16 protein-coding genes are annotated in these 20,661 nt (G+C 39.5%); 3 read left to right on the top strand and 13 right to left on the bottom strand.

What is annotated here, in order from left to right:
- Window positions 1-170 precede the first annotated feature (170 nt).
- Window positions 171-2,255: a hypothetical protein gene (locus tag AC0IWT_RS11290; protein WP_471797293.1), complete on the top strand. Its 2,085-nt coding sequence runs from the start codon at window positions 171-173 to the stop codon at window positions 2,253-2,255.
- Window positions 2,256-2,354: 99 nt separating this feature from the next.
- On the opposite strand, the gene AC0IWT_RS11285 is transcribed toward AC0IWT_RS11290, so the two are convergent.
- The 4 genes from AC0IWT_RS11285 to AC0IWT_RS11270 form a co-directional block, all read right to left on the bottom strand.
- Window positions 2,355-2,969: a trimeric intracellular cation channel family protein gene (locus tag AC0IWT_RS11285; RefSeq protein ID WP_471797292.1), complete on the bottom strand. Its 615-nt coding sequence runs from the start codon at window positions 2,967-2,969 to the stop codon at window positions 2,355-2,357.
- 49 nt (window positions 2,970-3,018) lie between these two features.
- Complete coding sequence (locus AC0IWT_RS11280; protein WP_056870073.1) at window positions 3,019-3,318, bottom strand: FtsB family cell division protein; 300 nt, start codon at window positions 3,316-3,318, stop codon at window positions 3,019-3,021.
- Window positions 3,319-3,484: 166 nt separating this feature from the next.
- On the bottom strand, window positions 3,485-4,780 hold the full coding sequence (gene eno, locus AC0IWT_RS11275; protein ID WP_056870264.1) for a phosphopyruvate hydratase: 1,296 nt from the start codon (window positions 4,778-4,780) through the stop codon (window positions 3,485-3,487).
- A gap of 352 nt (window positions 4,781-5,132) precedes the next feature.
- Complete coding sequence (locus AC0IWT_RS11270) at window positions 5,133-6,257, bottom strand: alpha/beta hydrolase-fold protein (protein WP_471797291.1); 1,125 nt, start codon at window positions 6,255-6,257, stop codon at window positions 5,133-5,135.
- Between the two features lie 141 nt (window positions 6,258-6,398).
- Between AC0IWT_RS11270 and AC0IWT_RS11265 the strand changes: the two genes are divergently transcribed.
- A complete protein-coding gene (locus AC0IWT_RS11265; protein WP_471797290.1) occupies window positions 6,399-8,765 on the top strand; it encodes a mechanosensitive ion channel family protein in 2,367 nt (788 codons plus the stop codon).
- A gap of 32 nt (window positions 8,766-8,797) precedes the next feature.
- Here the strand turns inward: AC0IWT_RS11265 and dacB are convergent, their stop codons facing one another.
- The gene (gene dacB / locus AC0IWT_RS11260) at window positions 8,798-10,204 is read right to left on the bottom strand and encodes a D-alanyl-D-alanine carboxypeptidase/D-alanyl-D-alanine endopeptidase (protein ID WP_471797289.1); all 1,407 of its coding nucleotides are present in this window, start codon (window positions 10,202-10,204) and stop codon (window positions 8,798-8,800) included.
- Between the two features lie 99 nt (window positions 10,205-10,303).
- Window positions 10,304-11,293, bottom strand: coding sequence for an aspartate-semialdehyde dehydrogenase (locus AC0IWT_RS11255; RefSeq protein WP_056870077.1), 990 nt, complete (start codon window positions 11,291-11,293; stop codon window positions 10,304-10,306).
- Between the two features lie 49 nt (window positions 11,294-11,342).
- Between AC0IWT_RS11255 and AC0IWT_RS11250 the strand changes: the two genes are divergently transcribed.
- Complete coding sequence (locus AC0IWT_RS11250) at window positions 11,343-13,952, top strand: lamin tail domain-containing protein (protein WP_471797288.1); 2,610 nt, start codon at window positions 11,343-11,345, stop codon at window positions 13,950-13,952.
- A gap of 87 nt (window positions 13,953-14,039) precedes the next feature.
- On the opposite strand, the gene AC0IWT_RS11245 is transcribed toward AC0IWT_RS11250, so the two are convergent.
- From AC0IWT_RS11245 to AC0IWT_RS11215, 7 genes are all read right to left on the bottom strand, one after another.
- Window positions 14,040-14,909, bottom strand: a complete 870-nt coding sequence (locus AC0IWT_RS11245) for a sugar phosphate isomerase/epimerase family protein (protein ID WP_471797287.1) — start codon at window positions 14,907-14,909, stop codon at window positions 14,040-14,042.
- Window positions 14,910-14,921: 12 nt separating this feature from the next.
- Window positions 14,922-15,785 (bottom strand): TIM barrel protein, encoded by an 864-nt coding sequence (locus AC0IWT_RS11240; RefSeq protein WP_056870081.1) that lies wholly within the window; start codon window positions 15,783-15,785, stop codon window positions 14,922-14,924.
- Between the two features lie 5 nt (window positions 15,786-15,790).
- On the bottom strand, window positions 15,791-16,681 hold the full coding sequence (locus AC0IWT_RS11235; RefSeq protein WP_471797286.1) for a hydroxypyruvate isomerase family protein: 891 nt from the start codon (window positions 16,679-16,681) through the stop codon (window positions 15,791-15,793).
- Window positions 16,682-16,683: 2 nt separating this feature from the next.
- Window positions 16,684-17,922, bottom strand: coding sequence for a nucleoside permease (locus AC0IWT_RS11230; RefSeq protein ID WP_056870083.1), 1,239 nt, complete (start codon window positions 17,920-17,922; stop codon window positions 16,684-16,686).
- An 82-nt stretch (window positions 17,923-18,004) separates the two neighbouring features.
- Window positions 18,005-18,685 carry a 3-keto-disaccharide hydrolase gene (locus AC0IWT_RS11225; protein WP_471797285.1) on the bottom strand — a complete coding sequence of 227 codons (681 nt, stop codon included), beginning with the start codon at window positions 18,683-18,685 and terminating at the stop codon, window positions 18,005-18,007.
- A gap of 82 nt (window positions 18,686-18,767) precedes the next feature.
- Entirely contained in the window at window positions 18,768-20,225 is a 1,458-nt protein-coding gene (locus AC0IWT_RS11220) for a Gfo/Idh/MocA family protein (protein ID WP_056870085.1), read from the bottom strand.
- A 27-nt stretch (window positions 20,226-20,252) separates the two neighbouring features.
- Window positions 20,253-20,636 (bottom strand): c-type cytochrome, encoded by a 384-nt coding sequence (locus AC0IWT_RS11215; RefSeq protein ID WP_056870086.1) that lies wholly within the window; start codon window positions 20,634-20,636, stop codon window positions 20,253-20,255.
- Between the last annotated feature and the right edge of the window lie 25 nt (window positions 20,637-20,661).

The following is a 20,661-nucleotide window of genomic DNA, read 5'->3' as shown; positions in this document are numbered from 1 at the left end:
AATATTTATTTGCAAAGCTTGCCACGAAAATGATCATTTGAATTTGGTGTAAACCGTTTTTATGTACTTAAAGTATTTCACTGGCAAAAATCAACGGCTAAAATTTCCAATAATAAAAGCTTTTGCACCTTTCTTTGCGGTTAAAATCAAAATTAGCATCTTTATAAAATATGAATAGCTTTTTTGCCGGTACTTCTATTTTGTATTTTCTGGGTTGCCTCGCATTAGGTATTTTATCTGCATGGTTACTTTACAGGGGTAATAAAAACCTCGATAAAAAGTTACAATATGCTTTAACCGCCGCCAGAATTTTTGCTGTAACCGCTATTGCCTGGCTACTATTTGCGCCATTAATTAAAACACTGAATTACACCTTAGATAAACCTGTCATCATTATCGGTCATGATAATTCTCTTTCTGTTGGTCAGATTAGACCGGCCGGTTTCAACCAAAAATTGTACGAACAAAACCTTAAGGCTTTACAGGATAAACTTTCGGATAAGTATGAAGTAAAAACCTACAGTTTTGGCGATTCAGTTAGTAATGGCTTTGATTTTAAGAACCAGGGAAAATTAACAGACGCTTCTGCCTTTTTTCAAAAAATTAGAGATGAATATACCAATAGAAACGTTGGTGCAGTTGTTTTAGCAACCGATGGTATCTTCAACCACGGCGGAAATCCCTTATATAACATCAACCAAATTAATGCGCCGGTGTATAGCATTGCCCTTGGCGATAGCGTTCCGAAGCGTGATGTTTTGATTTCAAATGTGAATTACAACGACATTGTTTACCTTGATGATGATTTTACCGTTGAAGTGCAGGTTCAGGCCTTCCAAAATAATAACGAAAACACGGCTTTAACCATTAGTAAGAATGGTGCAAAAGTCGGGCAGCAGAACATTACCATCAATGGAAATTCCTTTTTAAAAACGATTCCGGTAAAATTACATGCAAACAAAATTGGTGTTCAAAAGTATTCCGTTCAACTAGGGACGGTACCAAATGAAATCACCACGAAAAATAATTCACAAACTTTTTATGTCGAGGTGATTGATGGCCGGCAAAAAGTGCTGCTGGCCGCGGCTGCCCCGCATCCCGATTTGGGGATTTTAAGAGAAGCCATTAAACTTAACAAACATTATGAGGCGAAACTTGCGCTGGCAGATGAGTTGAATGCAATAGATCCTTCTAAATTTGATTTAATTGTGTTATACCAGTTGCCGGATGTTCAAAATCTTTCGGCTTCTTTTTTACAAAGAGTTAAAACTTTAAAGAAGCCCGTTTGGTACATTTTGGGTGCGCAAAGCAACGTCAATGCTTTCAACCAACTTCAGAATCAGGTAAATTTGAGTTCAACCAACGGCTCGATTCAGGAAGTTTATCCTGATTTTGCGAACAATTTCACCAGTTTTAATTTATCTGAAGAAGACAAAAAGCAAGTCTCCACTTTCGACCCTCTGTTAATGCCATTTGGCAGATTAACCTTAAGTGCAAGTGCATCTATAATTTTTAATCAGCGAATTGGTAAAGTAAGTACGCAACAGCCATTATTGTTTTTTACCAGCGAGAATGGTTTAAAAGCGGGGTATTTAATGGGGGAAGGGTTGTGGCGCTGGAAGCTTTCAGTTGCAGAGAACGAAACGGAACAATCTAGCCTGAACAATTTGATTGTTAACACGGTGCAATACCTTTCCGTAAAAGACGACAAAAGAAGATTCAAGGTTTTCGCCTCAAAATCCGCCTTTGATGAAAATGAAAATATCCAGTTTAATGCAACACTTTATAATGAAAGTTATCAGCCGGTTAACCAACCGGAAGTTAGCTTGCAGATAAAAAGCGATGCTGGAAAAATATTCAATTACGTGTTTTCGAAGACAGAAAATGCCTATCAACTCGATGCAGGGCCCATGCCCGCAGGGAATTATTCTTATTTAGCAAATACTTCTCTAGGCGGACAAAAGTTTAGTGCCGCCGGAAGTTTTTATGTAAATGCCTTAATTGCAGAATACCAGCAGACAACCGCCAATCATCAGTTGCTTAATACCATATCGAAACAGAGCAACGGAAAGCTTTTTATGCCTGCCGATTTATTGAAGATTGCAGATGAAATTTTAAAGAATGAAAACATAAAAACCATCAGCTATGAAGACCGTAAATATGATGATCTTATCAATTTTAAATGGTTGTTCGCATTCATTGTGGCTTTGTTAAGCATCGAATGGTTTTTAAGGAAAAGAAACGGCGAACTGTAATTTCAAAATGCTTCATCCAGTCGTGTTCTAGCAAAGCTGAGGTAAAGTGAAATTAATTTACATTTGGTACAGCCAGCTTCGCTAATTAGCCTTTAATCTTTAATGCCATTCGTCTTTATACACAAACTTAGGCATGTGCCATTCATATTTTATGGACAGCAAGCGCAGCGTTAAACCAATAACTGCAGCCAGGATAGTGGCTAAAAACTCACTTCCATGGAAATGTTCTATCCCAATATAAACGGCTCCGGTTACAATTGCGGCACTTGCATAAATTTCCTTGCGGAACAAGAATGGAACTTCATTACACAATACATCACGTAAAACCCCGCCCGCACAACCCGTTATCATGCCGCTAAACAAAACAATTAAGTATGGCAAGTGAATTTGTTGTGCAACCTGGCAACCAATAATCGTGAAAACAACAAGGCCCATCGCATCAAGAAAAAGAAATAGTTTTTTGAGTTTCGTCATAACAGATGCGATGAAAGCAGCAAATAGCGCTGCTACGGCTGTAATAACCAAATATTCAGGATGTTCAACCCAACTCATAGGATAGTGGCCGAATAACACGTTTCTAACCGTACCACCGCCCAAAGCCGTAACCCAGGCAATAATACACACACCAACCCAATCCATATCTCTTCTGCCAGCAGAAAGCGCTGCAGTCATAGCCTCGGCCGTAATTGCGATGATGTATAAAATGTGGAGCATAGAGCGGGTTAATCGTTCGAAGTCTATCCTGAACTCCTAACCATTCTGATTAGTCTTTTTTCTCTTCATGAATAATAACAAAGACATCTTCGTTATCTTTTTTCATGAAATACTTTTCTCGGGCAAACTTTTCGGCGGTATTTAAATTTGTGCTTAATTCGTTTAAATCCTTTTTAACCTGGGCGGTTTCCTTTTCGAAATATTCTTTTTCTTCCTGCAACTTGTTCGCCTGGCTACGGTATTCGTATTGCGACATCATATCATTTTTATCGAAAAACAGCATCCACACCGCAAAAGCAGCCGTAGCCAGGAAATACTTATTGCGGAAAAGGTCTATTAAACGTTTCATATTAAGATATTGACGGCGTAAATGTATAAAAAAACATCCGAAGATTTAAAATCTCCGGATGTTCCACAAATAAGTTTTTCAACTTGTTAACATTAAAACTATATGTCAGGTTAAGCCTGCAGAAACATTTTAATAAAAGTCCCCGCAAAAGCTCAATAACATCTGTTTATTTTTTAGCGTATTTAAATTTTGAACCGATGAAACGAGCATTTTCACCCAATTCTTCTTCAATACGTAATAGTTGATTGTATTTTGCAATCCTGTCAGAACGGGATGCAGAACCGGTTTTAATTTGTCCGCAGTTTAATGCAACAGCTAAATCAGCAATGGTAACATCTTCAGTTTCTCCAGAACGGTGACTCATTACCGAAGTGTAACCGTTGTTTTGAGCCAAAGTTACAGCATTAATAGTTTCAGTTAAAGAACCAATCTGGTTAACTTTTACCAGGATTGAGTTTGCAGTAGCCTCATCAATTCCACGTTGTAAACGGGTAACATTCGTAACAAATAAATCATCACCAACCAACTGAACGTGGTCGCCAATTTTATCTGTTAAGCTTTTCCAGCCAGTCCAGTCATTTTCATCCATACCATCTTCAATAGAAATAATTGGATATTTTGCAGAAAGGTCGGCTAAATATTGAGCCTGCTCTTCGCTTGAACGAATTACGCCGGTAGCACCTTCAAACTTCGTATAATCGTATTTACCATCTTTGTAAAACTCAGATGAAGCACAATCCAAAGCTAAACAGATTTGAGAACCTGGCTTGTAACCAGCAGTTTCTATTGCCTTTAAAACCGTTTCAATCGCATCTTCAGTACCATCAAATGTTGGTGCAAAACCACCTTCATCTCCTACAGCAGTAGATAAGCCTCTGTCGTGAAGAATTTTTTTCAGGTTATGGAAAACTTCTGTTCCCCAACGTAATGCCTCAGAAAAAGACGGTGCGCCAACAGGCATAATCATAAACTCCTGGAAGGCGATAGGCGCATCAGAGTGAGAACCACCATTAATGATATTCATCATCGGAATAGGCAAAGTATTTGCGTTAACGCCACCAATATAACGGTATAGTGGTTGGCCAATTTCATCCGCAGCAGCTTTAGCCACGGCTAAAGAAACGCCTAAAATTGCATTGGCGCCTAAGTTACCTTTGTTTTCAGTACCATCAAGCTCCAACATCAGTTTATCAATTGCATTTTGCTCAAAAACATCAATACCTCTCAAAGCCGAAGCAATTTTGGTATTCACATTTTCAACAGCTTTTAAAACGCCTTTACCTAAATATGTAGATTTATCCCCGTCACGTAACTCAACAGCCTCATATTGTCCGGTAGATGCACCGCTTGGTACAGCTGCACGGCCAAAAGCGCCTGCTTCTGTAACTACTTCAACTTCAACTGTTGGATTGCCTCTCGAATCGAGGATTTGTCTGGCATGGACATTAACGATTATGCTCATTTTATTTGATTTTTTGTTGATTTTTAACCTGCTTAGTGTATAAAATACAATTACTAAGCTTAACACCAAAGTTAGTATATTTTTTAATTAATAAAAGCGTTTTGGGCGTTAATGTTACGATACTAAATTAAGCCTGACGAGTGCTCAGGTTTTGAGTTGACATCAATATTTTGGAAAGCAATTACTGAAGCTTTTGGGTTTATCCAGCCCCGCTTTTTGTTACAACAAAAGCAGAAAAAGCTTTTGGTTTTCACTGCAATCGGGTTTAAATAACTTAAATACGGTAATTCTTCGGCGAGCGAATGTTTCTAACCAGTTAGCATAGAGTTGCCATCATCAACATTCAACGAAATTATTTTGCTATGAACTTTAAAAAAGGCACAAATTCACGGTGCCAAAACCATTGCTTGTGTTTGCCGTCTTCCTTTTCAACTAAAATCATGTTTTTATTTAAACCATCAGGGTTCAAAATGGAATGAACCTTTTTCATATCCTCAATCATTTCCGACCCTTCCAAATCGCCGGCCACAAAAAATATTTTATTGTTTTTTAAGCGGGATAAATTAGCACTAACGTCTGCGTATATCTCTGGCGCTATCCAAAACGAAGGACTGAAAACGCCTGCCGAACCGAACACTTCCGGATATTTCAATATGGCGTACATAGAAATTAATCCGCCCATAGAGCTTCCGGCAATGGCTGTATTCTTAGCATCTTTAAAGGTTCTGTACCTGGCATCTATAAAAGGTTTCAGGGTTTCAACTAAAAAAGAAACATAACCTTTGCCTTCTCCTTTACCATATTTGCTATCGTATGGATTATATTCTCTAAGCCTGTCGTGCTCATCATTGTCTATTCCCACAATTATCATCTCCTTCAAACCATCACGTATCAGGCTATCCATTACAGAATCTGCTGCCCATTCATCAGCACGGGGCGGGTTTGCATGAAACAAAGTTTGTCCATCATGCATGTAGATCACAGGATACTTCTTTGTTGATTTTGAATAACCTTTCGGTAAATAAATCCAGATTTGCCGATGCTTGTTTAACTGCGGTATAAAAAACGCCGAGTCCACCACCTGCACATGGTCGCCGTAATGATATTCTTGTTTCACTTGTTTAAAGTTATCCGCCCAGTTTGCAACATTAACACTCATACTGGTATCAACACTCAAATTCAAATTTCTGTTTTCAATAGCTTTGCCATTTTTTTCGCATTCTACCTTCTCCCAACTTCCTCTCGTAATTTTAAATTCATGGCTGCCCTTAGGTAAATTTAGTGCTATGGTATAATTTAAGCTATCCTTTTGTTTGAGTCTGAAAGCCTCGTTTTTCGGGTTCCAATCGTTAAAGTTGCCTGCAACGAACAAGCTGTCGGTGGTTTTTTTCGGAATGCTGATCTTAAGTGTAATTTTAATCTGAGCAGACGAAAGGATTGGTACTAGCAGGCTGAGAAACAAGAAGTGCTTTAACATGTAGTTTAATTTGTTTTTCAATCTACAAATTATTTCATGTGTTGAAAGGTTAAATCGGAAATTTGTGTCGTTATAAATCTTACTTTTGCTTTCCCTGTCATCATAAACATAATACATCTCCAAGATTTTTAAAATAGATATATGTCTTTAACAAGTTTAAAGAAGAGCAGTTTCATCGCTTTTTCTGTCGTATTCATGCTGGTGTGTTCAGCCCGGGGCATTTGTCAGCAGAAGAAAGATTCGCTACTAAATAAACCAGCAAAGCAGATAGATGAGGCGCAAATTCCGCTATTGGTTACAAAAATCGAGACTTATAATTTTACTATTGATAGAAGTAAATTTATTTTACAACGAGGTTTTGATGTCAGTAAAATACAAGATGCCTTACCTGCCATCGAAAAAAAGGTAAAGGGATTTAAAGCAAGGTTTGAGAAAAACGGCAGCAACATGAACCTGCGCAGTTTAAACAGCTCTGTGATTATGCTTGCAGAGGTAGCTGATAACTTAACAACTTACAAGGCAATACTCGCCGAATACTGCCTACAGCTTAATAAAACCCAAACCGATTTAAACAAGATATTAACGGACAAGAGTTTAAAGGCTGATGTTGAAGATTCTACTTTGAAAGCTCAAATAGCCGATGTTTTGGTAGAGGGAAATAAACTGAACTTTACTCAAAAGAAAATTTTGGCAAATATTAATCTGCTAAGCAGCCACATATCAGTTAACCTTTTGCAAACAAAAAACCTTTCTTCAGATATGGTTTATCTGTCTATTTCCAAGAAAATAAATATGTGGTCGCAGGAGGAGGCGCCATTATTTAAAGCAAAACCTGGGCAATATGATAGTTCTTTTTCGCAGGTAATTTTAAAGGCTTTTGAGCGCTCAGGAAAAATTATTTTTATTTACCTCGCAGGGAAAATTGGCGTTGTGGTACTCAGTTTATTAATTCTTGCCATTTTAACCGCGTGGATGGTGTCAAACATGCGGCGGGTTAAAAAGCTTGATGAAAAAGAAAGCATTTTAGCTCAGGTTCAATTTTTAAAAAGGAACGTCTTAATTGCTTCACTCTTTGCTTTTTTTACGTACGTGCCGTTTCTTTTCGGTAACCCCACCATGTCCATGCTCCATGCCTTAGAGCTATGCCGTTTACTAGCCCTATCTTACCTCTTAATACCTTTCTTAACAAAGTTCCGCCGCTTAATCTGGTTTTCCTTATCCACGCTGTGGGTGTTTTTCGCATTAGATGATATCTTGCTCGATTCGGCATTTGGCGAACGATGGGCGCTATTTATTGCAGCACTGTTACTCCTGGCAATATGCGTTCAAATCATCAGAAGCAAAACCAATTTGTTTGTTAAAATAGAGGCGTCACCGGCAACAAAAGCTTTGGTGTATTTTACCATTTTCCAGATTTTATTGTCGCTGGTTTTCAACTTGACAGGACGATTATCATTAGCAAAAATTTTCGGGGTAAGCGCAATCCAATGTTTGATGCTGGGCGTAACACTTAAAGTTTTTTGCACACTGGTTTTAGAAGCAATTTACCTCCAAACAGAGGCTTATCAATCCAGCCGGTTCTCTGATTTCATCAACTATAAGGAACTACAGTTTCGTTTGCAGCGGTATTTATGGTTTATTGCTGCTGTTGTGTTTTTCGTCTCATTTGTTAGAAACATCACCCTGTACGATTTATTAACCAGCGCTACATCGCAGTTTTTTAACGAAATCAGAAGTATTGGCAGCTACAAATTTACCTTTGCAAGCATTGCTATATTTATTTGCATTATCTGGCTTTCATCAATCATTTCGAGCTTTATAAGCTTCTTCTTTGGACACGAAAAAGCAGTTGCAGGCGGTAAACGGAATAGCCTAAACTCCATGATGTTGCTGATTAGACTGGCCATCTGGACGATTGGTTTTTTAGTGGCAGTTGCCGCAGCTGGTATCCCGATTGATAAGCTATCGATAATGTTAGGTGCTTTGGGTGTTGGTATAGGTTTTGGCTTGCAAAACATCGTAAATAATCTCGTTTCGGGTGTAATCATCGCTTTTGAACGGCCGATTCAAATTGGCGACCAGATTGAGATTGGAACAAAAGCTGGTGTTGTAAAAGAAATCGGCGTTCGTTCCAGCAAAATACACAGTGCTGAAGGTTCGGATATCATTGTTCCAAATGGAGATTTATTGTCGCAACATTTAATTAACTGGACCATGCAGGACAGGAGCAAACGCGTCGAGTTTATCGTTGGCATCCCTTACGAAACTGACATTGAACTGGTGAGGAACTTAATCGCAGACAAACTGGCAAAAAACCAGCGGATTCTCCCATTACCAAAACCCGTGATTATTGTTCAGGATTTTGGCGAATACGCAATTGGCATACGTACATTATTGTGGGTTGCCGATTTATCTGTATCGGGCGAGGTGCGAACAGAGGCAATGATTGATGTAAAGAGCGTTTTAAGCGAAGCCGGAATTAATCTTCAGGTAAGGCCGTTAAGCTAAGCACTTACCCTATTAAGCGCAACCCGATTTCCTTATTTCAGTTCATCTAACACGCGGAACAACTTTTTATTAATGCCGCTGCCGCTGTAGTTGTTAATGTTTATAACAATTACATACTTATTTCCTGCAGAATCGGTATGATAGCCAGCGAAAGCAGAAACATCGTTTATGGTTCCGCTCTTTATTTTCATGCCATTGTATTCGGGTAAGGCTTTGTAGAAGTAGGGAAACCAATTTTCCTTTTGAATTTGAAATAAAATACCAGCCATTGCCGAAGTCGTAATTCTGTCGCCGGGCGACAATCCGCTACCATCGATAATATTTAGTGCAGATTTATCAATTCCTTTTTCTGACCAGTAACTTATTTCCGTTTCTGCTCCTTTTGATGTTGAAGCGGCCTTTCCGTCTTTTAACGCAATAGTTTTCAAAAGCGTTTCGCCATATAAGTTGATACTTTTCTTGAGAAACCAATAGCTTATCTCACTTAAATTGGGAGAACTGATTGTATTTATTTTTTGAGTTATGGCAGGTATTTCCTGATTATTCAACGCCATTAACCGCGTTGTTGTAGCGGGTTGCACAGCGGGAATTCCCAGTCTTTTCAACGTATCCTGCAGGCGGTACGCACAGTCAAAAGCAGGGTCTGGTAGTGCTACCGAAATACCCGCCTTGGTAATCCCCATTCCCCAACTGCCGCGTAAATAAGCAACGTTGCTATACGGCGGGAGGAAGGCATAGGTTCTGTCGCCACTGCCCGAAGAACCAGTTTTTAACTCATTAACAATTTTTATATAAGGAGTTTCTGGCACGGCTTTAACCACTTTAACTTCGTTCGCTGTGCTCGCACCTGGTTTTAGGTGTATGTCGAATTGATTTTCCCGCCAGGCTAAACCGGAAGTACCTGCTCCATAATAATTTCCAATATCTTGCCAAACCCAACCCTCGGGCGTAGTTTGTGTGCCAAAAATCCTGTCGTCGCCAATTATAGCGCCTTCAATTTTTTTTATGCCAGCAGCTTTTATTGCGGAAACCCACTGCGTTAAAACTGCATTCTCTTTATTTTGGTAACGCCACGAACCTAAAGTCGGGTCGCCGCTACCGATGATGATTAAGTTTCCTTTCAACGTTCCGTCGGTGGTGATATTTCCGCTGTACGCAAGGGTTGTTTGAAACTGAAAATCTTTACCAAGAATACTAAAGGCAGTGGCAGCGGTAATGGTTTTTAAGGTTGATGCTGTGGCTAAACCGATTTGGTCATTTTTAGCAAACAGTGTTTTGCCCGTGTTGGCGTCTAAAACACAAAGTGATGTGATGGCATGTTTTGCCTGTTCATCAGCCAATAACGTATTGAAAGCCCGTTCCAGGTTTTGAATTCTATTTTGAGCAAAGCAAGTGACAGAGAAGAAAATAAAAAATAATGCAGGCTTAAAAAACTTCATGTGGCAAAAATAAATGAAATAAAAAAAGTGATGTGTAACAAACACATCACTTTGGTAATTACTTATTAATGATTTTCGAAACCTTCGGGCTTAGAAAAATTAAACTAATTCCTTCTGAATTAAATATTCTGCAATTTGAACCGCATTGGTTGCAGCTCCTTTACGTAAATTATCGGCAACAATCCAAAGGTTTAGTGCTTTCGGTGCAGATTCATCTCTACGAATACGGCCAACAAAAACCTCATCTTTTTCATGAGCATCTTTTGGCATAGGATATTTTAGATTTGCAACATCATCCACAACGATAATACCAGGTGATTTCTCTAAAATACTACGCACTTCTGCTAAGTCAAAATCGTTTTCAAATTCAATATTTACCGATTCTGAGTGACCACCCATTACTGGAATACGAACAGTAGTTGCGGTAACTTTAATGCTGTCATCGCTCATGATTTTATTCGTTTCCTTAACCATTTTCATCTCTTCTTTGGTATATCCATTGTCCATGAAAACATCAATATGCGGAAGTACGTTTAAGTCGATTTCGTAGGCGTAAGCTTTAGGTCCATCAATTCCTTTACGTTCGTTCATCAATTGCTCAACCGCTTTAACTCCTGTTCCGGTAACCGATTGATAGGTAGAAACCACAACACGTTTAATTTTGTATTTGTCGTGCAGCGGTTTTAAAACCACTACCATTTGGATGGTAGAACAGTTTGGGTTCGCAATAATTTTATTGTCGATAGAAAGCTCGTGCGCATTTACTTCCGGTACAATTAATTTAATCGCCGGGTCCATTCTCCATGCAGAAGAGTTATCAATAACTGTTGTTCCGGCTTCTTTAAACCGTGGCGCATGTTCTAACGATGTATTTCCACCGGCAGAGAACAAAGCGATGTCTGGCCGCATGCCAATAGCAGTATCCATGCTAACGATTGGAAACTTCTTACCCTTAAAAGTAATTTCCTTACCAACACTCTTTTCTGATGCTACGGGAATTAACTCTGTTAAAGGGAAATTTCTTTCCTCCAATACTTTTAACATTACGGTACCAACCAAACCGGTTGCACCAACTACTGCTACTTTCATTCTTGATTTTAATTATTATATTTATTAAACATTTGATATAAGCCCAAATATGAAGAAAATTCTGCTTATATCCCTATTGTTATTTTCCAAAACTATCTTTTGCCAGGTTAATGATTCATTTTCTGACGGCAATTTCTCTCAAAATCCACACTGGAACGGTGATGTAAGTTACTTTCAGGTTAATCCTCAAAAGCAATTGCAATCGCAAGGGCAACAGCTTGCCTCGCAATCCATTTCGCTTTCCACGGCAAATCAATTAAGTTTAAACGCAAGCTGGACCTTTTTAGTGCGGTTAAATTTTAACCCGAGCACAACTAATTTTGTACGGATTTACCTCAGTTCCGACAAAGAAAACCTGAAGGGCAGCTTAAATGGTTATTTTATTCAGATAGGGGAGACGGGAGCGGCCGATGCCTGCCACTTGTACAAGCAAACGGGAACCTCTACCGTACGTATCCTTACAGGAAATCAAAAAACCAGGGCGAGTGCGAGTGTTTTTTTAGCAAGGATAAAAGTGACCAGAGACGCGTTTGGTAAATGGGATTTATTCACCGACATAACCGGTGGCAATAACTTCACCCTCGATAAAAGTGTGGTCGACAAAAGTTTCGTAACCTCGAGCTTCTCAGGTCTCGTTTGCAGATATGCCACCGCATCGAGATACAACCAGTTCATATTTGACGATTTTAGCATCGATGATTTAACTGCGAATACAACACCGCCAACAATTAAAAGCGTATCTGTTGTTGATGGTTTCAATCTGGATATTACTTTCTCCAAACCTGTCGATTTAAGTTCGGCCAGCGCTGCAATTAACTATAACTTATCTGGTGCTTATGGTGTTCCAACAAGTGCTAGTTCTACTGCATTAGCCAATGTTTACAGGCTAACTTTCCCGAAAGAATTAATTTCTGGCAACTATACGTTGGGGGTTAATAATGTAAAAGATGTAACCGGTAATGGGATTGCGGCAAATAGTTTAATCAACTTTTTTCACATTAAAACTTACACGCCAAAATATGGCGATTTAGTTATTAACGAAATATTTGCCAATCCCTCGGGAAGCCCTTCCTTGCCGCAGAAAGAATTTGTTGAAATCTGGAATACTACAAGTGAATACATTTTGCCAGCAGGTTGGAAATACGCCGACCAAACCTCAACCTATACTTTTCTTCGCGACACGATTAAGCCAAATCAACACTTTATTCTTACGGCACAAGCCGATGAATTGCTATTTAAACCTTATGGGAAAACCATTGGAATTTCGCCATGGCCAAGTTTAAATAATGACAAAGATGTACTTACTCTAACTGACAACACGGGTAAACTTATTGATAAAGTTGCTTACTTCGATATTTGGTATAAAGATGAGCAAAAGAAAAAGGGCGGCTATAGCTTAGAGCTAGTCGACCCGAAAAATGTTTGTGGTGGCACGCAAAACTGGTCGGCCTCAAATGATGTTTCGGGTGGCACCCCCGGAAAACCGAACTCGGTTTACCGTAGCCAGATAAGCAGCGAAATTCCAAAATTATTGTCGGCAAGCGTAATCGATAGTATAACCGTCAGGGTAGAGTTTTCCAAGGCTATCGACAGCTTGTCGGCAGCTAATCCTGCTAGTTATTCAATAAACAATGGTATTGGCAACCCAAAGTCTGCCACAATTGAAGCCGGCTTTAATGTGGCAATCCTCAAATTTTCGTCTCAAATCACAAGAGGAGTAGAGCATACATTAACGCTTACAAAACTTACAGACTGCGCCGGGAATGTTATTAGTGCAACAGAAAATACAGCAAAACTCTTCATAGCAAAGAAGATTGCTTTAAATGATATTCTGCTTTCTGAGGTGCTGTTCAATCCAAAAGTTGGAGGTGTAGACTTTGTAGAAATTTACAATAATTCAAATCAAGTCCTGGACTTAAAAGACGTGCAACTAGCTAATCTCGGTGCCGATGGGAAGGCGGCCAACATTAAAAATTTATCTGTTAAAACTACACTTATGTTGCCAAAAACCTACTGGGTTGCAAGTACGAATACGAGTAGCGTTAAGGCTGGCTACACCTGCGAAAACCCCGACAATTTTGTCCAGTTAAATGCGCTCCCATCTTATAATAATGATAAAGGGTCTGTAGTTTTATTAAGCAATAATCTTCAGCTCGATAGATTTGACTACACAGAAAATATGCACATTGCGTTGCTGCAAGACCCGAACGGTGTGTCTTTAGAACGGATTTCGTTTACAAGAGGCGCAAATGAGCCGGGAAATTTTACATCTGCTGCTGCATCAGCAGGGTTTGGTACACCAACTTACAAAAATTCACAGAAAACAAATGGAGAGGAGCGATTCGTTAAACTTTTGAGTAAAACCTTTTCGCCCGATGGCGATAATTTTGAAGATGTACTGGTTCTCGATTATCAAGTCGCCGAAAATTCTACTTTTGCAACTGTCGCTGTCTATTCAGACAAAGGGCGCTTAGTAAAAAGTTTGCTGAGAAATCAAAGCATCGGTACGAAAGGCATTTTAAGATGGGATGGCTTTACGGATACCGGCCAGGCGGCACCGATTGGAATTTATGTTGTACTGTTTGATATTTTCGATCTGAATGGGAACACGCATCGCTTTAAAAATACCTGTGTGTTGGCAGGAAAATTAAACAAGTAGCATTCAGATTTGCAAGCTAGCCAAATTATTAATTTTTAAGGAGTTTGCATTGCCGACGCAACTGCAAACTCCTCAAAGTAATCAATATTATATTAGATTAGCTTTAATGTATGCGCAGCTCGCAGCAACTGATACAATAGGATTTGGGTTATAATTTGTTTCGTGCTCTACAAAATAGTGTTGCATGCCCGAGAGTTTTGCCTCAGCAAAGATTGCCTTAAAATCAATCGAACCCTTACCGATTTCAGTGTTCCATTCCGGTTTTGCCTTGTCCATATCTTTAACGTGCCACATCGTAAAGCGACCCGGATATTTTTTAAACAACGCAAGCGGATCGTTTCCAGAGCGTACGGCCCAGTACAAATCAAGCTCGAAATTAACAAGATTCTTATCTGTTTCGGTTAAATAAACATCATAACCTGTTGTATCACCAAGCTTTTTGAATTCAAAATCGTGGTTGTGATATGCAAACTTCAGTCCCGATTCCTTTGCCAAGGCAGCAACTTTGTTAAAATCATCTGCTACTTTTTTAAAACCATCGATGCCCTTAGCCATATCTACATGCGCACCAGCAATGGTGAAGTATTTTCCACCAAGTGCAGCTGAAGATTCTATATCAGCTTTAAGTTTATCTGTATTGCCGGTTTTGCTGAATTCATCCATACCGTAATGGCCGCTAGGTGCTTTCAAACCGTTGTCCTTTAACAAAGTTTTGAACTCTTTAGGTGTTAAACCCCAAAATTTTCCATTAGCAAACCCATAGGTTTCAACTTCCTTAAAACCAGCCTGCGCAACTTTTTCAATTACACCCCGTACATCATTAGGTAACTCTTTGCGCAAAGAATATAATTGCAAGCCAACATTTTTCTTCACTTTATCAAATGCGAAAGATGGTATCAGCAATGCTGCGCCTGCCGCTAAGCCGGCCTGTTTTATAAATGTTCTTCTAGAATTCATGGTAGGCTTAAATTAAATCAGTTCTTTTTTTATGTAGGCACAACTGGCAGCAACGGATTCGATTGGATTTGGCTTATAATTGGTTTCGTGCTCTACAAAGAAATGCTTCATGCCGGAAAGCTTTGCTGCGGCGAAAATGCTTTTAAAGTTAATAGAACCTTGACCAACCTCGGTGTTCCACTCTTTTTTGTTTTTATCCATGTCTTTAACATGCCACATGGTAAAGCGGCCCGGGTTTTCCTGAAAAAGTTTTATCGGATCTTTTCCAGAGCGGACAACCCAGTACAAATCCAGTTCAAAATCAACAAGGCTTTTATCGGTTCCGGTTAATAAAATCTCATAACCAGTTGTGTCTCCATGTTTATCAAACTCGAAGTTGTGGTTATGGTAGGCCAAACGAATTCCTGCATCTTTGCAAACCTGCCCGGCTTTATTAATTTTTATTGCTAATTTTTTATAGTCGTCGGCCGTTTTTCTAATGCTTTCATCCAACCATGGAACAGTAACATATTCACTTCCTAAAACTTTTGCAGCGGCTATCGCGGCATTAAGTTCTGCTTCATTATCATTAATTAGATAACTATAATGGCCACTAACAGCTTTCAGACCGTTGTCGTCCAGGATTTTTTTTAATTCCTGAGGCGTTAAGCCCCAAAATTGATCTTTTATAGAAAAACCGTAAGTTTCTACTTCCTTAAACCCAGCTTTAGCTACTTTTTCCAGAACACCTTTTACATCTTTTGGAAGATCATCACGAAGTGAGTACAATTGAAGTCCGACAACCTGTTCGCGTGCAGCAAATGCAAATGAAGGCGCTAAAAGTGCAGCTGCAGCCACCATGCTGCTATTTAGTAAAAAATTTCTTCTGGATATCATAATTTTTAAATATCGCAAATTGAAATGGCTTTTTTTAGCGAAGCCAGTTTATCTGCATTTTTAGGTATAAATTCTTGTGCTACGAAACCTTTGAAGCCTGTTTCGAATATGGCTTTCATTATTGCGGGGTAGTAAAGTTCCTGGGTATCATCAATTTCATTTCTGCCAGGAACGCCGGCCGTGTGGTAATGAGCAATGTAATTATGGCTGCTTTTGATTGTACTGATAACATTACCTTCATCAATTTGCATGTGATAGATATCGTATAGCAGTTTAAAGTTCTCAGAACCTACACGTTTACAGAGTTCTACGCCCCATGGTGTAGTATCGCATTGATAATCTTTATGGTTAACCTTGCTATTTAAAAGCTCCATCACTAAAATAACACCATGTTTTTCGGCGAGTGGCATTAGCTTTTTCAATCCCTCAGCGCAATTGTTCCATCCCGTTTCATCATCTTTGCCCCGGCGATTTCCACTGAAGCAAATCAGATTTTTGTAACCTGCAGCCGCCACCAACGGGATCATCTCCGTATAACTGGCAATTAGCTGGTCATGAAATTTCTTATCGTTAAAACCATCAACAAGGTTGATTTCTGCGCCATTACACATACTCGATGTTAAGCCATGCTTTTTCAACGTAGGCCAATCCTTAGGTCCAACCAAGTCTATTCCGGTTATACCGAGCTTTTTTGCTTCAATGCAAAGTGTTTCCACATCCAGACTACTGAAACACCACCTGCAAACAGCGTGATTAATGTTTCCTTTCAATCTGGATTGTGTAGTTAAATCTTCTTCAGCCATAGCCAATGCAGAAAAACCGGAAGTAACACCTATTGCGGCTGTACCGGCAATGATATTTTTCAAGGCGTTTCTTCTGTTTAATTTCGATTGCATTTTTAAATTGTTTTAGGCTCTATTTCGGCTTTAGTTTTATCATTAAAAACCAATGCGAAAAGTATAAATACTAACAAAGCGATACCGGCCGGGATTATCCAAACCATTTTCCAATCGATAACACCTTCGGCTGATTTATAGGCATCTGAAATTTTTCCTGCCACGGCAAATCCGATAAGCATGCCAACACCATATGTAGCCAGCGTAATTAAGCCTTGCGCAGAACTTTTAAAGCGTTCGCCGGCTTTAGAGTTGGTATAAATCTGGCCGGATACAAAGAAGAAATCATAACAAACACCATGTAAAGCAATCCCTAAAATTAGCATAAAGCTTAATTCTCCGGCGTTTCCGTAGGCAAACAAGGCATAACGTACCGCCCAGGCCAACATACCAACCAAAATGGTCATTTTAAAGCCGAACCGCTTAAAGAACACTGGTATAAATAATAAGAAAATTACCTCCGACGCCTGACCAATCGTCATTTTTCCGGTTGGATTATCCATACCGATATCCGATAGGAATGGGTTGGCATTTTGGTAATAGAAAGCAAGCGGGATACAAATCAATATCGATGAAATGAAGAAGATTAGAAAGTTTTTGTCTTTCAATAGTTTCAATGCATCTAAGCCTAACACATCAGAAACCGTAATTTTTTCGCCAGTAACTTTTGGTGGTGTTTTAGGCAGCGTAAAGCTGAATAGTCCTAAAACCAACGACACGATGCCAGCCATTAGAAACGTGTTTCTCAACAGTCCCGATTCAGTTCCTTCTTTCGAATCCCAGTGGAAGAAAAAGCTGATAAGTAATCCAGCTGCAATCCAGCCGATAGTTCCCCAGATGCGAATGTTAGAAAACTCTTTTTCCGGGTCTTTCATCTGATTAAATGAAACAGAATTAACCAGTGCGAGTGTAGGCATAAACAAAATCATGTAACCTAAAACGTAAGGATAAAAGACGCTAATTTCCGTGGCATTATACATTTGATACATCAAAATTGCACCAATAATGTGTAAAACACCTAAAATTCTTTCTGCATTAAAATATCTATCAGCAATTAAGCCGACAATAAAAGGCGCAATAATTGCCCCCCAGGATTGCGTTGAAAATACAGCGCCGGTTTCAGCACCGGTTGCTTTTAAGTTGTTACCCAGAAAAGTGCCTAAAGTAACAAACCATGCGCCCCAGATAAAAAATTCCAGGAACATCATAAAAGAGAGTTTAAAGCGAGTAGTGCTATTCATTTGGTTATTTGGTTTAGAAAAAGTTAATAGAGGTATAAGGGCGGCAACTCAGTTTATGAGCACCGCCACTTAAATGTCTTTGTTATAGTTCTTTTATTGAAATGTTTTTATACCAAACTTCGTCGCCATGATCTTGCAGGGCGATTTTGCCTGTTTTAAAAGTGCCCCAATCTTTCCAGGTTGCAAATTTACTTCCTGAAACCAGCGCTTTCCAGTTGTCATCCCACAATGTGGTTTTTACAACGGTAACGCCATTCAATATCAAGGTTAAATTACCTTTTTTGCTTATGATTTCTGCAGAGTTCCATTCGCCAACTGGCTTAACGGGCTCAGAAGAACTTTTAACTAAATCGTATAAATCACCTGAACGGTGTTTTGTAATTTTTCCATCTGGATGGCCATCGTTGTCGATAACCTGCATTTCCAAACCAGTTGAATAGGTTGCGCCAAACTTAGGATCTTCGTGAACATAAAAGATTAAACCGCTGTTCGCTTTTGGAGCAACTTTCCAATCATACTTCAGGTGAAAATCTCCGTAGGCTTTATTTGTAACCAAATCGCCGCCGCCATCTTTACCTTTTGTGGCTAAATCGAGATGCAATACGCCATCTTGAACTTGCCATGCACTGCCCACGGTGGCTTTGTTATAAGTATGCCAGCCGGTAGTCGTTTTGCCATCAAATAATGGCTTAAAGCCTTTTTGAGCACGCGATATTTGGGTTACTGCCAATAAAATACAGGCAGAAAACAATATTTTTTTCATTGTAATTTATTTACTGTTACTACAATTTACCGGGCAAAAATAAAGTTAGGTTGCCCGGTAAGTTGTAAATAAGGTGGTTTTATTAAAGTGTTAAACTATTCCAGCCTTTACGATATTCGCGTTTCACGAACTGGTTGGCTTCGTCGAAATTGGTAATTTTCATGTTATCATTATCCCAAAGCATTTTCATGTAACGACCAGGATAGGTAACTTTCCCGTTTACGGTTTTTTGAATATCGAAACTTCTAATCGCTAAATTCGCCATTAGTAATGCTTCTGTTAACGGGCCGGCAATTTCAAATGGAGAACTAACTTCCTGCTTGCCGTAACCAGCAATTGCAGCTTCTACCCATTGTTTATAGTGTCCGTTTGCGCCATCGGGAACTCGTGCATATTTTGCGGCTACTTTGATGTCGTTATTTCTGCTTAGCGGTAAAAGTTTCGGATTTGCACTGTACGTTTCGCTCATCATTTTACCTTTCGTACCGATAAACAGTGTACCGTTTCCACCATCGCCAAAGGTTTCGTTTGCTTCAAGCTCTTGAGGCCGTTCTGGTTGGATACCCCCGTCCATCCAATGCAATGTTACATCGCCTTTGGTTTTATTGGTTTTAGGGAATTTTAAAGTTACATGGCTAGAAGGCGGGCAGCTTTCCGGAAAGTAACCGCGTTTAAACTCATCAACGTAAACAGAGCCAACGCTGGCTTCAACTTCTTTTGCATACTTTAAATTTAATACACTAAATGGAGCCTCAATCAGGTGGCAGCCCATATCGCCTAAAGCGCCGGTTCCGTAATCCCACCAGCCACGCCAGTTAAATGGAACCAGTTTATCAACATAGTCTTTCTCAGGAGCCGTTCCAAGCCATAAGTTCCAGTCCAGTTCTTTTGGAATTTCTGCTTTTTTATCGGGCCAAGGAATACCTTGAGGCCAAACCGGACGATTTGTCCATGCGTAAACCGTGTGTACATCGCCAATAAGCCCGGCTTCATACCACTCCTTCATTTGGCGGGGACCATCATTAGATGCACCCTGATTACCCATTTGAGTTACTACTTTGTATTTTTTTGCTGCTGCGGTTAAAATACGAGCTTCGTAAATATCGTGTGTTAGTGGCTTTTGCACGTACACGTGCTTACCCAGCTGCATCGCCGCCAGAGCTTGAACGGCATGGTTATGATCAGGCGTAGAAACGGAAACTGCATCAAAGTTTTTATGTTCTTTATCTAGCAATTCTCTCCAGTCTTTATAATATTTTGCCTTCGGAAAAGCTTTTACACTTGCTGCAGCTCTTCTATCATCAACATCACATAAGAAGGCGATATCGGCCTTGCCGCTTTTCGCAAACATTGCGATATCACTTTGCCCTTTACCACCCGCACCGATACCGGCAACGAGTAAGCGATCGCTTGGTGCTAAAAATCCTCTTCCACCTAAAACATGGCGTGGAACAATCATAAATGCAGCGGCAGCGATGGCGCTGGTTTTAATAAAATCACGGCGGTTACCCGTGTTTTTATTTTCTTGCTCTGTTTTCATTATTCAATAGGGTTTGTTATCAGGTTGTTACTTTTTTAATGATAAAATGTATTTTGCCATTAATTTAGCATCTTCCTTTTTTAAGGTTGCATGCGCTGTCATTGGCATTGTACCCCAAACACCTGTTCCGCCCTTAATAATTTTATCAGCTAAATAATTTATGTTTTTTTCTGTTGCAGGATATTTCTTTGCAACGTCTACATAAGCCGGACCTATAATTTTATTGGTCTTGTTGTGGCATCCCAGGCAATCCGACTTGTTAATGAGTTTTTCGCCAGGTGATACCTGAAAAACAGCATGGTTGCTTTTTGTTGCGATTGCTGCAACAGCCTTTTCCTTTGTTAAATCTGCTTTCGAGAAAGACGCCATGAAGATGACCACTGCGCCTAAAATTAAAAATGTTTTTTTCATGTGTGTGTATTGTTTTTAAAGGTAT

The sequence above is a fragment of the Pedobacter sp. AC464 genome, from assembly GCF_979253075.1.
The sequence above is the reverse complement of the archived record's forward strand: the minus strand, read 5'-3'. Positions and strand labels throughout refer to the sequence as shown.

Coding starts and splice junctions, on each gene's coding strand:
- AC0IWT_RS11290 (WP_471797293.1), top strand. CDS start 171: ATGAATAGCTTTTTTGCCGGTACTTCTATTTTGTATTTTCTGGGTTGC.
- AC0IWT_RS11255 (WP_056870077.1), bottom strand. CDS start 11,293: ATGAAAGTAGCAGTAGTTGGTGCAACCGGTTTGGTTGGTACCGTAATG.
- AC0IWT_RS11230 (WP_056870083.1), bottom strand. CDS start 17,922: ATGAATAGCACTACTCGCTTTAAACTCTCTTTTATGATGTTCCTGGAA.
- AC0IWT_RS11215 (WP_056870086.1), bottom strand. CDS start 20,636: ATGAAAAAAACATTTTTAATTTTAGGCGCAGTGGTCATCTTCATGGCG.
- AC0IWT_RS11220 (WP_056870085.1), bottom strand. CDS start 20,225: ATGAAAACAGAGCAAGAAAATAAAAACACGGGTAACCGCCGTGATTTT.
- AC0IWT_RS11280 (WP_056870073.1), bottom strand. CDS start 3,318: ATGAAACGTTTAATAGACCTTTTCCGCAATAAGTATTTCCTGGCTACG.
- AC0IWT_RS11250 (WP_471797288.1), top strand. CDS start 11,343: ATGAAGAAAATTCTGCTTATATCCCTATTGTTATTTTCCAAAACTATC.
- AC0IWT_RS11225 (WP_471797285.1), bottom strand. CDS start 18,685: ATGAAAAAAATATTGTTTTCTGCCTGTATTTTATTGGCAGTAACCCAA.
- AC0IWT_RS11265 (WP_471797290.1), top strand. CDS start 6,399: ATGTCTTTAACAAGTTTAAAGAAGAGCAGTTTCATCGCTTTTTCTGTC.
- eno (WP_056870264.1), bottom strand. CDS start 4,780: ATGAGCATAATCGTTAATGTCCATGCCAGACAAATCCTCGATTCGAGA.
- dacB (WP_471797289.1), bottom strand. CDS start 10,204: ATGAAGTTTTTTAAGCCTGCATTATTTTTTATTTTCTTCTCTGTCACT.
- AC0IWT_RS11270 (WP_471797291.1), bottom strand. CDS start 6,257: ATGTTAAAGCACTTCTTGTTTCTCAGCCTGCTAGTACCAATCCTTTCG.
- AC0IWT_RS11245 (WP_471797287.1), bottom strand. CDS start 14,909: ATGAATTCTAGAAGAACATTTATAAAACAGGCCGGCTTAGCGGCAGGC.
- AC0IWT_RS11285 (WP_471797292.1), bottom strand. CDS start 2,969: ATGCTCCACATTTTATACATCATCGCAATTACGGCCGAGGCTATGACT.
- AC0IWT_RS11235 (WP_471797286.1), bottom strand. CDS start 16,681: ATGCAATCGAAATTAAACAGAAGAAACGCCTTGAAAAATATCATTGCC.
- AC0IWT_RS11240 (WP_056870081.1), bottom strand. CDS start 15,785: ATGATATCCAGAAGAAATTTTTTACTAAATAGCAGCATGGTGGCTGCA.